Origin of the sequence: Anoxybacillus thermarum (assembly GCF_000836725.1) — a bacterium.
Classification (GTDB): domain Bacteria; phylum Bacillota; class Bacilli; order Bacillales; family Anoxybacillaceae; genus Anoxybacillus; species Anoxybacillus thermarum.
Map to the genome: position 1 here is coordinate 1 of NZ_JXTH01000065.1, position 13,946 is coordinate 13,946.

The following is a 13,946-nucleotide window of genomic DNA, read 5'->3' on the forward strand; positions in this document are numbered from 1 at the left end:
AAGTCCAAGCGGGTTGAACAGGCCAAACGGAAGGCAGGACGGTTGTGGGCAGATGTGGTGCGTCAGAATCTACCGTGTCTGCAGCGGTCATCCGGGACGCCGATCCATCAAGCGTTGTCGGCGCTTCGGGATTTTGGTTGGGTGTAAAAAAATGGAATACAATATCATCACTTCAAGATGAGGGATGAGAGTCCAAAAGCGCTTACGATATCAATTCCTGAAAATGGTTCGCTAACTAGTGATTGACAACACCCGTAGTGAACCGAAAAAATGTTCTCCACAAAGTCTTGACTGACTCTCGCAGCTCCATTCGCTCTTGGAACACATTTTGAATCGTTTGAATCATTCCGACATCTGTCACATTTGTATACATATATATTTTTTCTGGCGCTATCGATACGAGCGGCGCTAATACAGACGTATCAATGTACATCGGCTGACTCACCATCAATCGACGGTCAATAAACTGCTTTAATTGCTGAGGCGACAAGTAAAAAAATTGGTCATCAAAAAATTGAAACGTTTCGTTTTCATATACTAAATGAAGAATGCTCATTTGTGGCTGGCGCGACACCACGATTTCGCGCAACAGTTGAACAAACGATTGGTATTCTTGTTCTAATTTATATTCGTCAATCGCTAATTCGACATAATGCATAAGCCGATCATAATACGGCTTTAAGCGAAAAGTCATAAGCGACTCAAACGAAAACACCCCTTCATGTAAACATTCATGTAACGATTGAGCAATAAGTTGCTCACGCGGTATATTCATCTTTTTTCCGAGACGATAATCATGCCTTTCGCCATCAATAAACGAATACGTAAGCTGCAAAATTTGTTGTTGTTCTTCTTCATTTTCATAAAAAAACGTTCGCGAAATGATCGATAAAATCCAACGTGCTTCAAACGTTCGAATGATACATGAAGCAAAAATAGGAATGAACAATGCGCGCATATGCGCAACATCCCGTTCATGAAAAAAAACGGTAATTGTCTTGTCATCATAAAGCAACTTCCCATATGGTTGCGGTGCTTTGCTTAACTGTGCAAATAGGCGTTGTGCATCTTGTCCATTTTGAAATACGATATAAATCAACGGTGCCCCCCCTTTTCCCGAAACATGCTTGTTTTATATATATGGGGAACACCGTTTGTTTATCACAGTTCCATTCGGCGATTTTTTCCTTTCATTTCAATCGGAGTAGCTAAATAGACAATTCGTTCAATGATTCGTGCCGCTTTTACTTGCTCTTCTTCCCCTCGCTGTGAGTGAGCAAGGTGATGCGTCAGACGTTTTAAATCAAAATTTGATGTAAAACATGTCGGCAAATGTTCAAGCATACGATATTGTAAAATCGGACCGAGCACCTCATCGCGCCACCAGCTTGACATTAATTCTGCTCCTAAATCATCAAGCATCAGAACGGGTACTTGCTTTGCATATTCAATCGTATCTTGAAATGCATCCGTTTGAAGTGATGATTTTAGCGAGCGAACAAACTCTGGCACGTACACAAGAAATGATGCAATGTGCCTTTGGGCTAACTCATTTGCCATCGCCGCTAACAAATATGTTTTTCCGATGCCAAACGATCCATATAAATATAGTCCTTTCATTCGCTTGCCTATTTCATATGTCGATGCAAACGTGTTCGCAAGCTCGATCGCTTCGATTCGCCCAAGATCGTCCGTTTCTAGCTTGTCAAACGAGGCTTGCAACATATCGCGCGGAATAAATAAACTACGAATAAGCGACTGTTGTTTTTTTCGTTCATCATCTTGCACTTTACGAGCACACCGCTCATACTGCACGTCAATGTTTTTCCCTTGCCAAATTAAATGAGGCGTATAACCTTTCAGTAAGTTCGGACATTGTTCTAAGCTTTGGCAACGTTCACAATGCTTACTTTGTTGCACAAACTCGTACAATTTACCGAGATGACGATTTAACATCGCATCCGTCACGTGATGGCCACGCAAAAATGTTTGAACATGAGGATCACGTAAAATGTCGCGCTTCATCGCCTCATACCGCTCTTTAAAATCGTGACGATTCATCAAATGGTGAATTGTTTCCCGAATTGGTTTCATCGTTTATCCCCTAACTTTTCGGTTTTTTCAACCGTTCTTCCAACTCGCGCCGTTTTTGTTCTAGCTCTTCTTCTGATTTCACTTGTTTTCGCTCAAATTGTGAATAGTCCGTCTGCAGCCAATCTGGCAACAGTTCGGTACGAATCGGTTTTTTAGCGCCTTTTTGCTCTTTTTCTTTCATAAATGTTTCATATTCCCGCGCCTCTTTTTTCGCCAATTCCATCGCCTGTTTCACCGTACGTACCTTTTTTCGCGCCCATGAACTCGCAATTTTTTCAACATATTTTTTCGGCAACTTCATATCCGTCCGCAGCATGACGTAGTAAATGAGCACGTTCATGACACCTGGCGGCAATTTTTGTTTAAACATAATATCTTCAATCAACTGTAAATCAGCTAATGCCGGTTCAACTCCACCAGAAAAATCCATAAGCAATTGTCTCGGCGAAACGGTTTCAAGCTGTTTCATTAAATATTCTTCTTCATTTTTTGGTTCGGCATGTGCCATCGTTCGCTCTGCTAACGGTTGTACACGATCATATAGACGCGGAAGCGCTTCACCACGTTCAAATTGATACCATTCTTGCGCTGCTTTTCGTAATGCTTCAATATCAATTTGTTCAGCGGGATCGATGACGCCCATCACGATTTTTTGCATATCAAGAGGACCGATCCCATACAGAAAAGAAAGCTTTTTAATTGCATCTTTTACTTTTTCAGTAATCGCACGTCGTGGTACGAGGTGATGAGATAGTCCAGCGTAAAAGGCATCGAAGTCAAATATATCATCTTGCATCTTATATATCGCTCGTTCTTTTCCTATATACTGCTGTCCATCTTGAAGCATCACTTCTTGTTTCGCTTCATCACTTAATTTATGAATCATTTTTTCGGGTTGGATAGATGAAAAGACATCGTGAAATGAGCGAGTGATCGGTGTAAATGACGTACGATCAATGGCACGATCGGAAAAAAACTTTTTCAGCTTTTGAAATTTTGTTTTTCCGACACGGTCATATAAAAATACATTTAAAACGCCATCGTTGAAAAATTGTTCTGGTGTAAGTGGAAGAAGCAGCTCATAAATAAATACCCGTTCATCGTCTTCATTCGTTCGTTTCATGTACGTATTTAACAACCCGATTCCTTCAAGTTTTAAACGCTCGGCATATATCGTCGGCAAACTACATTGCATAATCGCCATTAGGCTATGATGCGTCGTCTCCTCGCTCCATAAACGCGCCTGCTCAAGTTCGCTCCATAACGTCATATATAAGCTATACGCTTGAGCGCCAATCAAAGGTTGATATAAAAGCGTCAATACTTTTCGGTCTAATTCGCTTAAAATTCCATTCGCATGTACAATATATCGGTCGACCGCAATTAACTCTTTCCAACTATATTCCATCTTATCGACCTTCTTCATATGAAAAAGAGCACATTATGCCCTTTCTCCTTGTTCTTTTTTAATGAGCTCTTTTAATTCTTCAATAAAGACGTTTAAATCTTTAAATTGTCGATATACAGAGGCAAAACGAACGTAAGCGACTTCATCAATTTTTGATAATCTTTCCATTACCATTTCACCGATCGTTTCACTTTTGACTTCATTTATGCCGCTATTACGCAATTCTCGCTCAATTTGCTGCGTCACTTGCTCTAATTGTTCAAGGGCAACCGGTCGCTTCTCACATGCTTTAATCAGCCCACGCAATATTTTTTCACGACTAAATTCTTCTCGCGTTCCTTCTTTTTTCACGACAATTAACGGTGTTTCCTCTACCTTTTCAAACGTTGTAAAACGAAAATGGCAACGTTCACATTCGCGCCGACGGCGAATGGAACGCCCTTCATCGACTGGACGGGAATCAAGTACCCGCGTCCCATGATGGTGACACGATGGGCATTTCATATGTATCAACTCCTGACAGTAATCTTACCCTTATAGTAGACAAAAAAAGGCGCATGCACAACTACTTCTCACTATATATTCCCGATCCGATGTATGTTAATCGTTTAGCTAATTGATCATATAAACGAATAATAAGTTGACGGCTAAATCCAAAGTCGATTGGCAACCACTTTGTTTCTGTCGTCACAGAAAAATCAATAGCTGTTTCAAACGGTCGAACAGAAATGACTGTGACGACGATAAATGCTTTTTTTCCTTTCGTAAGCGATACGCTCATTTCTCCTCTTTCTTCTGAGATCGCCACAATATGATAGCCGTCCATTTGCTCGAACAATTGTTTCACTTCTTTTAATGCAGCCGCTTGCGTCGTTTTATAATAACGGCTTTTCAACTGCTCATCCGGATGACGTTCCGATGTCTCATTATGATTCGTTAATACGTATTTCCACTTCACCTTTCGTCTCCTCACCTTTCAATGAATGATAAAAAAGAGGTGCAGAATCTACACCTCTTTTCCTCTTACATTTTATTATAAAGCTTTTGCTTGTTTAATTTCAATCGGACCCATGCCACGAGGCAATTCAATTGTTTCACGTGTTTGCGCACCTAACGCTTCTGCAATATAGTCAGCAGCAATCGTTGGATCTAAATTTCCACATGTGTACACATCAATACTCGCATATCCGTGTTCAGGAAAACTGTGAATCGTTAAATGTGATTCAGAAATGATCACAACGCCGCTAACGCCTTGTGGTGCAAATTTATGAAATGCAACTTCACGAATTTCCGCACCTGACTTTAACGCTGCATCAACGAATGTTTTTTCAATAAACTCCATGTCATTCAACTTATCAAAATCGCATCCCCAAAGTTCTGAGATAACGTGACGACCCATTGTATCCATGATCGTATCCCCCTTTAATAAATTTTGAAAAAAATAAACGATGAATTTCTTTTGCTTTCTGGAATGTATAACTACCACGGGGGAAAGTTAGTCCAAAGAGGTCCTAACCCTTTAAGTAGTCACATTACCATGCGTTCAAGAAGTTCACGAAAAATAGTATACTTCGTTTATATCTTTTTTTCAATATTGTTTTTTGTTTTTTATGAAATTAGGCATAAAAAATAACGCTGGAATGCCAGCGTTATGACATCGCAACCGCTTCGTTTTTTGACAACTGTTTTGCAACAAGCTTTGTTAAATCAACAACGCGGCACGAATAACCCCATTCATTATCATACCATGCTAATACTTTTACTTTCCGATTTTCAATCACCATCGTTGATAATCCATCGACGATCGCGGAGTGTGGATTCGTATTAAAATCAATCGATACGAGCGGTTCCATCGTCACATCTAAAATGCCTTTTAACGATCCACGTGCTGCTTGCATAAATGCTTCGTTTACTTCATCGACCGTTACATCTTTTTTTACATCGACAACGACATCAACAAGCGAAACGTTTGGCGTTGGAACGCGCAATGCCATGCCGTGCATTTTTCCTTTTAAATGTGGCAATACGAGCGCCAACGCTTTCGCTGCACCTGTCGTTGTTGGAATGATCGATTGTGCACACGAACGGGCACGGCGTAAATCTTTATGCGGATTATCAATATTTTTTTGATCGTTTGTATATGCATGCACAGTTGTCATCAACCCATTTTCAATGCCGAATGCTTCATCAAGCACTTTTACAACCGGAGCTAAACAATTTGTTGTGCATGAAGCATTTGAAATAATGATATGTTCGGGAGAAAGCATATGTTCATTTACACCGATGACAATTGTTACATCTTCATCTTTTCCTGGGGCTGTTAAAATGACGCGTTTCGCCCCTGCTTCGATGTGCATCATTGCTTTCTCTTTTGCATTAAACTTTCCTGTCGCCTCAATGACAATATCGATTTGAAGCTCTCCCCATGGAAGCAGGCGTGGATCGCGGGAATTGAGCAACTGTACTTTTTTCCCGTTCACAATAAGTCCATCTTCAACCGGAATGACTTCCCCATCAAATTTGCCATGGTTTGAATCATATTTTATTAAATGAGCTAACGTTTCAGGCGGATAGCTCGCATTAATCGCTACAATATCAAAATCTTGTTCAATTATCGCTTTTCGGAACACCATCCGTCCAATGCGTCCGAATCCGTTAATCGCTACTCTCGCTTTCATTATATAGCTCCTTTCAATATATATGTTATACTATTTGTTCATTATCTACAAAAATAGTATAACACTTTTAAAATGTTTATGCTATAAAAAAATAAAAAAAGGGCGTCCTATTTTCCAAGAACACCCCAACGTACTAAACATGCATACAATTGTCGTTTCGTTTCTTCTATCGTTCCGTTATTATCGATCACTGCATCGGCTTTCTTTCTTTTTTCTTCAAGCGGCATTTGTGCTTTCATGCGAGCCCGTGCTTCTTCAACCGAAAAGCCATTGCGCTCACAAAGTCGATGAAGCTGGGTTTGTTCATCGACATATACAACGAGAATGCGATCAACAAGATGCTCTAATTTGCTTTCAAATAAAAGAGGAATATCGAGAACAACTGCCTTTTCCTTTTGTTTCGCATATTGTTCTTTTTGTTGTAGCATATGTTTGCGCACAAGAGGATGAACGATGGCATTTAACTGTTTTCGTTTTTGTTCATTATCAAACACGATCGCACCGAGCTTGCGGCGATCAATCGCGCCGTTTGCATCCAAAACGTCGTGCCCGAACGTTTCAACAATAGGTTTATACGCTTCACCATTTATTGCTGTGACACGATGAGCGATTTCATCTGCATCAATGACAGGAATATGTAAGTCGCGGAACATCGCCGCGACCGTGCTTTTTCCGCTCGCAATCCCCCCTGTTAAACCGATCGTTAACACTTACTGTCCCCTCCTACCTCATTTTAAAAATGCCAAGTACAATGAGCATAATTCCAGGTAAAAACGAATATTTTTGTAGCCAGTCATATTTCCTAAACGACTTACCAATTTTTAAACCGCTAAATAAAAAGCTAAAGCTAAGCAAACAAACGAGAAATGTCGTAAACGTTACAGAATAATTTAAAAGCGCTGCGCTCACTCCTGCCCCAAACGCATCAAGAGACAAAGCAACACCTAAAAATACAGCTTCCATCCCTGTAATCGTACCTGATCGGTCAAAATCAGCCATCGTTGGCTTGCGTAAAATTTGAATAACAATACCGAGCGGACGAATTTCTACATTCATAAGAAACTTTTCTTCATTGTCATCTCGTTTAAGGATAAATTGAATGATCATCCATAATCCTAATACGATCAATATACTTCCACCCATTGCATTCGCAACAGTTGATGGAAAAAACGTATATATGATGCGCCCAATGCCCATCGCCACTAAAAAAGTCAGGCACGAAAAAAGCGAAATAATGAGTAACGAACGAAGCGGAAGATGTACATTCCGCATACCGTACGTAATGCCGACAGTCAAACCGTCGATGCTAACAGCTAAAGCAAGTAAAAATAAAGACCATGTGATCATAAGCGCCTGCCCCTTCCTTTGAAAAACTACCATAGTATATGGAAGAGGCCTAGGCAATGTTCTTACACTATGTTTGACAATGTTTACAATAATGCGTACCGCGATTTGCGACCGTTGTTTTGATAATGAGCTCCCCGCATCGTCGGCACGGCTTGTTTACACGCCCATATACGTACAATTGCGTTTGAAATGTTCCTATTTTCCCTTGCGTATTGACGTACGTTCGAACCGTACTTCCCCCTTTTTCAATTGCTTCTCGTATCGTTTCAGCGATCGCTTCATGTAACGCTTCTATTTCTTGCACTGTTAACGTAGCTGCGATACGTTCTGGATGAATGGAGGAACGAAATAGCACTTCGTCAACATAAATATTTCCTAACCCTGCAACAACCGTTTGATCAAGCAATACCGCTTTTATTGTTCGCTTTGTTCGTTGAAGCTGATCGGTAAGCCATAAAACAGTAAACTGTTCATCAAGCGGCTCGATGCCGATGTTTGATAAAGGTGGAACGTTTTCCCCTTTATTGAACAAATGCATCGTTCCAAATTTACGCACATCGCGATAACGAAGTTCGGTACGATCTGTAAATGTAAAAAAGATGTGCGTATGGCGATCAAATGGGGCATTTTCTTTTTCGTATATGTAGCGTCCTTCCATACGCAAATGGGACACAAGAACGACATCATCCAATTGAAAAATTAAAAATTTCCCCCGTCGCTCAATATCATAAATCGTCTGTCCTTTTAATCGATCGCAAAATGTTTCTACGTCAGGATGTTGGACGATCTTTTCCCAATGTACTTTCACACGTTCAATCGTTTTGCCTACAACAAGCGGAATAAGCGTGCGCCGCACCGTTTCCACTTCAGGTAGTTCTGGCATGTTTGTTCATCCTTTCCTTACTTCGCATCATACCACGTCGGTCCAAAGTGGTAATCGACCTTTAGTGGAACACGTAATGATACCGCATTTTCCATCACATCTGGGACAATTTTTTTCAACAAATCAACTTCATCTTTTGGAGCCTCTAAAATAAGTTCATCATGTACTTGCAATAATAGACGCGCTTGTAACTGTTCTTCATGTAAACGTGTCGCTAAATCAATCATCGCTTTTTTAATAATATCGGCAGCGCTTCCTTGAATTGGTGTGTTCATCGCTGTCCGCTCAGCAAAGCTACGAATATTAAAGTTGCTGCTTGTAATATCCGGTAAATAGCGACGACGGTGAAGTAGCGTCGTGACATATCCTTTTTGTTTTGCATCTTGTACAATCTCTTCCATATATCGTTTGACACCTGGATAACTTTGAAAATATCGCTCAATAAATTCCGCTGCTTCTTTGCGTGTAATGCCTAAGTTTTGCGACAATCCGTAGTCGCTAATGCCGTAAACGATACCAAAATTGACCGCCTTCGCTTGCCGGCGCATATGTGCGGTGACTTCTTCTTCCTTTACATGAAAAATGTCCATCGCCGTTTTCGTATGAATGTCGAGATCATGATGAAATGCGGCAATTAAATTTTCGTCATTGGCAATATGGGCTAACACGCGCAACTCAATTTGCGAATAGTCAGCCGCAAAAATGACCCAATCATCAAAAGATGGGACGAACGCTTGACGAATTTTTCTTCCTTCTTCAATGCGAATCGGAATGTTTTGTAAATTAGGCTCCGTTGAACTTAAGCGCCCTGTTTGCGTCAATGCTTGTTGGAAAATTGTATGCACTTTTCCTGTATCTTGACGCACTACTTTCATTAATCCTTCTACATACGTCGATTGTAATTTTCCGAGTTGACGATAATGTAAAATTTGCTCAATGATTTCATGGTATGGCGCTAATTTTTCTAAAACATCCGCCGATGTGGAATAACCTGTTTTCGTTTTTTTTACAATCGGCAACTGTAATTTCTCAAACAAAATCGTTCCAAGTTGTTTTGGGGAATTAATGTTAAACGTTGTTCCTGCTAATTCATAAATGCGTTGCTCAATTTGTTGGAGCTGAGCGGTGAACTCTCTCCCCATGTTTTGTAAGCAATTCACATCCACCTTTACACCGTAAAACTCCATTTGCGCCAAAATGAACGTAAGTGGTAGCTCTAAGTGAATAAGCAATTCAAATTGTTCATTTTGTTTTAGTTCATGAATATATGTTTCTTTTAGAGAAGCAATCGCTTTTGCCTTTCGTACGAGATGTTCAGCTAATACATTTGTCGGCGGAACCGTCTGTTTTGCCCCTTTTCCGTACACATCTTCATCGCTTTGTACGTCTGTATATTGCTTCGTTTTTGCAACGGCTGCGATATCCCCGTTTGCATCTGTCGGATTGAGCAAGTATGCCGCTAATAATAAATCAAAATCGATTCCTTTTAATTCAATGCCGTGCCACTTTAGCGCAACAATTGCTCGTTTCGCGTCAAACACACTTTTTTTACATTGCTCATTCTCAAGCCATACTCGAAATAAAGAAGATGCAAAAGCAACGTCTGTCGGGATAAAAAAATGTCCTCGCTCATTCACAAGTGCAAATCCGAGAATCGGTGCTTGATGATAATTTTCATCAAGCACTTCGATAACAAGGGCGCTATCTTTCGTCAACATGTGCTCGTCAATCGTTTGTACCGTTACGAAAGAGATGTTCGTTAACGATCGTTGTTCATGTGAAGGATGTCCAATTTTATCCATAAGCGACGTAAAACCTAGCTCTTGAAACAATGCTGCCAGTCGTTCGACATCATATGACTGCCATGCTAATTCATCGAGCGATAGTGTGAGCGGAACGTCGCGATGAATGGTCGCTAACTGCTTACTTAGTAGCGCTTGTTCACGATACGTTTGTAAATTCTCTTTTAGTTTTTTTCCTGAAATATGTTCAAGTGATGCTAGTACGTGTTCAACTGTTCCGTACTCCTTTAACAACTTTAACGCTGTCTTTTCTCCGACTCCCGGAACACCCGGGATATTATCTGATGCATCACCCATTAACCCTTTTAAATCAACAATTTGTGCGGGCGTTAATCCGTACTTTTCAACCACATGCTCTGGCGTATATCGTTCTATATCTGTTATTCCTTTTTTCGTCACATGCACATGAATACGATCAGATGCTAATTGAGTTAAATCCCGATCTCCTGAAATAATCACAACGTCAAATCCTTCTTTTTCCGCTTTTGTCGCGAGCGTCCCAATAATATCATCCGCTTCGTAATTTTCAAGTTCATATGTGCGGATGTTATATGCATCAAGCAACTCACGTAAAAATGGAAACTGTTCTGATAGTTCTGGTGGCGTCTTTTGTCTTCCCCCTTTATATTCTGTGTACACTTCATGACGAAATGTCGTTTTCCCTGCGTCAAACGCAACGAGCATATGCGTCGGTTTTTCTTCTTCAATGAGCTTCATTAACATCATCGTAAAACCGTAAATCGCATTTGTATGAATCCCTTTATCGTTATGTAAGAGCGGCAGAGCAAAAAAAGCGCGGTAAGCGATGCTATTGCCGTCGATCAATACTAATTTATTTGCCAAGCCGAAAACCTCCTCTTTATTCACTTACGCTTATTTTACCACGATACCCGCTAAAAAAGAAAAAAGACGAGAACATTCGTTGTCCTCGCCTATTCCAAGACAATCGGCTTCTTGGATGAAGGGGTTTTCATCTGTTATCTTACCAGTATTTTTTTAATATATGGTAAATCGTTTGTAAATATATCGTTAAAAATCATTCATCTAAACAAGCATCAACGCGAAAATGAACAGTAAATGTCGTTCCTACACCTACTTCACTTTTTACAGAAATCGTTCCGTGATGTGCCTCCACTAAATGTTTTACAATCGCTAAACCAAGGCCTGTCCCCCCTGAATTGCGACTTCGTGCTTTGTCTACACGATAAAAACGTTCAAAAATGCGCGGAATTTCTTTTTGTTCAATACCAATCCCTGTGTCGCTGACATGAACATGCAATTGTTTATCGTCTTTTTCGATGGAAACAGTGACGCGTCCACCTGATGGCGTATACGCGATGGCGTTATTAATTAAATTAATAAAAATTTGCTTTAAACGATGTAAATCTCCATACATATAACAAATCGGGGCATTCGATGTGCATGATAATGCAATTTGTTTATCGTTCGCTTTCCCTTCAAGCATGACAATGACTTCTTTTAATACGTCGTACAAGTCAACAACCGATATATTTAATGTAAATCCTTGTTGTTCAATTTTTGATAAATCAAGCAAATCTTGAATTAAATGTTGCAATCGTTCGCTTTCTTTTAAAATAATCGTTAAAAAATATTCAAGTGTTTGAGCATCATGCATTGCCCCATCTAACAACGTTTCGGCAAAACCTTTAATCGATGTAATCGGCGTTTTTAATTCGTGCGAAACGTTCGCTACAAAATCTTTTCGCATTTGCTCAAGCTTTTTTAGCTCAGTAATATCGTGGAACACAACAATAATTCCTTTCCATTCATCGTTCGTTCCAATAATCGGTGTTCCGTATACTTCAAAATGTTTTCGCTCAATACCGACAGGAAGAAGCAATTGTTTCCGTACGTTTACTTCCGTCATAAATATTTCTTCGACAAGCGCAATAACTTCCTTATGCGGAAACGCCTCATAGTATAAACGATGAACGTAGTCGGACGGATCAATATGAAACATTTCCTTATACGCACGGTTCATGAGCGAAATGTAACCACGTTGATCAATTAAAATTAAGCCACTCCCCATATTTTCAATTAATGCTCGCAAACGATCTTGCTGCATTTCTTGCATGCGCACCATCTCTTGTAAATTGCGCGCTAAAATATTAAGCGACTGGCTAAGCATCCCCGTTTCATCTTCTCGACTTTCGTACGTTCGCGCTTTATAATTGCCGCGTGCAAGTTCCATCGCCACTTTTGTTGCGGCCTCAATCGGTTTTGTATATTGATTTGTAATTTTAATACCTAATAAAAGAATAATGAAAAATGCAATACTTAAGCTGAATGTAAGCAAAATCCAAATTTGTTCATTTACCCGCTCGATCGCATATATCGGTAAGCTGAGAACAATATGCCCCAGTTGTTCATCTCGTTGCCAAAACGTGACCGCATAGTAATATAAATCTTGCTCTTCTTCAAATATAACGGACCGATCTTCTTGTTTTAATAACGTTTGAATCAATTTTTTATGACGTTTTTCATCAATGGATACGTAATTGTTCGTATCAAACATAAGCTTCCCATCTCGGTCAACAATGGTGATGCGAGCAGACAACATATCGCTAATGGCACGCAATTTTTGCTCAAACGATGAGGATTGGAACGATTTATTCTCTATATATAGAGCTAAAAGCTTGGCCTCCTTCTCCATACGTTCATGGACGGTATCCGCATAAAATTTTTGAAATAATTGACCTAATAACAGCCCAAGACCAAATAAAACAGATAAAATGACCGAAACGAGCCCGAGCAATAGCCGAGAGCGAAATTTATTCATCCGCTTTCGGCTCCTCTAGCTTATACCCTAATCCGCGTATTGTTTTAATATATACGGGTTTTCGCGTATCTTGTTCGATTTTTTCACGCAAATGGCTAATATGCACATCAACAATGCGCGTATCTCCAGCAAAATCATAATTCCATACGGCGCTAAGTAACTGATCGCGCGTCAATACACGCCCTTTATATTTCGCTAAATATGCTAATAGCTCGAATTCTTTTGGAGTTAATTCTAATCTTTGTTCTGCAAAATACGCCTCATAACGATCTGGGAAAATTTTTAGTTGCCCGACAATGAGCGAATCGTCACTATTTTCTTGTTTTTCTTCATTTCCATGAATAGTCGTTCGGCGCAAAATCGCCTTGACACGTGCGACAACTTCGCGTGGGCTAAACGGCTTCGTCATATAATCATCAGCACCTAATTCAAGACCAAGCACTTTATCAAACTCATCGTCTTTTGCCGTCAACATTAAAATAGGTGTCATCACTTTTTTTTGACGCAATTGCTTACATACTTCGATGCCATCTAGTTTTGGTAACATTAAATCGAGAATGATAAAATCAGGTCGTTCTTCCAATGCTTTATGAAGCCCTTCTTCCCCATCATAAGCTGTCAATACGGTAAATCCGGCGAGTCAGTCAAGACTTTGTGGAGAACATTTTTTCGGTTCACTACGGGTGTTGTCAATCACTAGTTAGCGAACCATTTTCAGGAATTGATATCGTAAGCGCTTTTGGACTCTCATCCCTCATCTTGAAGTGATGATATTGTATTCCATTTTTTTACACCCAACCAAAATCCCGAAGCGCCGACAACGCTTGATGGATCGGCGTCCCGGATGACCGCTGCAGACACGGTAGATTCTGACGCACCACATCTGCCCACAACCGTCCTGCCTTCCGTTTGGCCTGTTCAACCCGCTTGGACT

At 40.2% G+C, this 13,946-nt stretch carries 12 protein-coding genes and 3 pseudogenes; 1 reads left to right on the top strand and 14 read right to left on the bottom strand.

Annotation, left to right across the window (positions count from 1 at the left end):
* A pseudogene (locus LH47_RS15460) lies at positions 1–147 on the top strand (UPF0236 family protein); the annotation flags it as partial.
* An 88-nt stretch (positions 148–235) separates the two neighbouring features.
* Here the strand turns inward: LH47_RS15460 and ytxC are convergent.
* The 14 genes and pseudogenes from ytxC to LH47_RS15465 form a co-directional block, all read right to left on the bottom strand.
* Positions 236–1,099 carry a putative sporulation protein YtxC gene (gene ytxC, locus LH47_RS12420; protein WP_043967976.1) on the bottom strand — a complete coding sequence of 288 codons (864 nt, stop codon included), beginning with the start codon at positions 1,097–1,099 and terminating at the stop codon, positions 236–238.
* Between the two features lie 62 nt (positions 1,100–1,161).
* Positions 1,162–2,094 (bottom strand): primosomal protein DnaI, encoded by a 933-nt coding sequence (gene dnaI / locus LH47_RS12425; RefSeq protein ID WP_019416701.1) that lies wholly within the window; start codon positions 2,092–2,094, stop codon positions 1,162–1,164.
* Positions 2,095–2,104: 10 nt separating this feature from the next.
* Positions 2,105–3,502, bottom strand: a complete 1,398-nt coding sequence (locus LH47_RS12430) for a replication initiation and membrane attachment family protein (RefSeq protein ID WP_043967978.1) — start codon at positions 3,500–3,502, stop codon at positions 2,105–2,107.
* Between the two features lie 33 nt (positions 3,503–3,535).
* Positions 3,536–4,006 carry a transcriptional regulator NrdR gene (gene nrdR / locus LH47_RS12435; protein WP_009361824.1) on the bottom strand — a complete coding sequence of 157 codons (471 nt, stop codon included), beginning with the start codon at positions 4,004–4,006 and terminating at the stop codon, positions 3,536–3,538.
* Between the two features lie 61 nt (positions 4,007–4,067).
* Positions 4,068–4,460, bottom strand: a complete 393-nt coding sequence (locus tag LH47_RS12440; protein WP_021093798.1) for a hypothetical protein — start codon at positions 4,458–4,460, stop codon at positions 4,068–4,070.
* Positions 4,461–4,535: 75 nt separating this feature from the next.
* On the bottom strand, positions 4,536–4,910 hold the full coding sequence (gene speD, locus LH47_RS12445; RefSeq protein ID WP_043967980.1) for an adenosylmethionine decarboxylase: 375 nt from the start codon (positions 4,908–4,910) through the stop codon (positions 4,536–4,538).
* Between the two features lie 241 nt (positions 4,911–5,151).
* Positions 5,152–6,180, bottom strand: a complete 1,029-nt coding sequence (locus tag LH47_RS12450) for a glyceraldehyde-3-phosphate dehydrogenase (protein ID WP_043967981.1) — start codon at positions 6,178–6,180, stop codon at positions 5,152–5,154.
* A gap of 107 nt (positions 6,181–6,287) precedes the next feature.
* Positions 6,288–6,890 (bottom strand): dephospho-CoA kinase, encoded by a 603-nt coding sequence (gene coaE, locus LH47_RS12455; RefSeq protein ID WP_084221330.1) that lies wholly within the window; start codon positions 6,888–6,890, stop codon positions 6,288–6,290.
* Positions 6,891–6,903: 13 nt separating this feature from the next.
* Entirely contained in the window at positions 6,904–7,527 is a 624-nt protein-coding gene (ytaF, locus tag LH47_RS12460; protein WP_043967983.1) for a sporulation membrane protein YtaF, read from the bottom strand.
* Positions 7,528–7,594: 67 nt separating this feature from the next.
* Positions 7,595–8,410 carry a DNA-formamidopyrimidine glycosylase gene (gene mutM / locus LH47_RS12465; RefSeq protein WP_043967985.1) on the bottom strand — a complete coding sequence of 272 codons (816 nt, stop codon included), beginning with the start codon at positions 8,408–8,410 and terminating at the stop codon, positions 7,595–7,597.
* Between the two features lie 17 nt (positions 8,411–8,427).
* Positions 8,428–11,055 (bottom strand): DNA polymerase I, encoded by a 2,628-nt coding sequence (gene polA, locus LH47_RS12470; RefSeq protein ID WP_043967987.1) that lies wholly within the window; start codon positions 11,053–11,055, stop codon positions 8,428–8,430.
* A gap of 193 nt (positions 11,056–11,248) precedes the next feature.
* Positions 11,249–13,012, bottom strand: a complete 1,764-nt coding sequence (pnpS, locus tag LH47_RS12475) for a two-component system histidine kinase PnpS (protein WP_043967989.1) — start codon at positions 13,010–13,012, stop codon at positions 11,249–11,251.
* Positions 13,005–13,649: pseudogene (locus LH47_RS12480) on the bottom strand (winged helix-turn-helix domain-containing protein); the annotation flags it as partial. The pseudogene LH47_RS12480 and the gene pnpS, both read right to left, overlap by 8 nt.
* Before the next feature lie 151 nt (positions 13,650–13,800).
* A pseudogene (locus tag LH47_RS15465) lies at positions 13,801–13,946 on the bottom strand (UPF0236 family protein); the annotation flags it as partial.

What these genes read in the sequence shown, in the direction of transcription:
- dnaI (WP_019416701.1), bottom strand. Translation starts at nt 2,094, where the DNA reads ATGAAACCAATTCGGGAAACAATTCACCATTTGATGAATCGTCACGAT.
- LH47_RS12430 (WP_043967978.1), bottom strand. Translation starts at nt 3,502, where the DNA reads ATGGAATATAGTTGGAAAGAGTTAATTGCGGTCGACCGATATATTGTA.
- nrdR (WP_009361824.1), bottom strand. Translation starts at nt 4,006, where the DNA reads ATGAAATGCCCATCGTGTCACCATCATGGGACGCGGGTACTTGATTCC.
- speD (WP_043967980.1), bottom strand. Translation starts at nt 4,910, where the DNA reads ATGGATACAATGGGTCGTCACGTTATCTCAGAACTTTGGGGATGCGAT.
- LH47_RS12450 (WP_043967981.1), bottom strand. Translation starts at nt 6,180, where the DNA reads ATGAAAGCGAGAGTAGCGATTAACGGATTCGGACGCATTGGACGGATG.
- ytaF (WP_043967983.1), bottom strand. Translation starts at nt 7,527, where the DNA reads ATGATCACATGGTCTTTATTTTTACTTGCTTTAGCTGTTAGCATCGAC.
- mutM (WP_043967985.1), bottom strand. Translation starts at nt 8,410, where the DNA reads ATGCCAGAACTACCTGAAGTGGAAACGGTGCGGCGCACGCTTATTCCG.
- pnpS (WP_043967989.1), bottom strand. Translation starts at nt 13,012, where the DNA reads ATGAATAAATTTCGCTCTCGGCTATTGCTCGGGCTCGTTTCGGTCATT.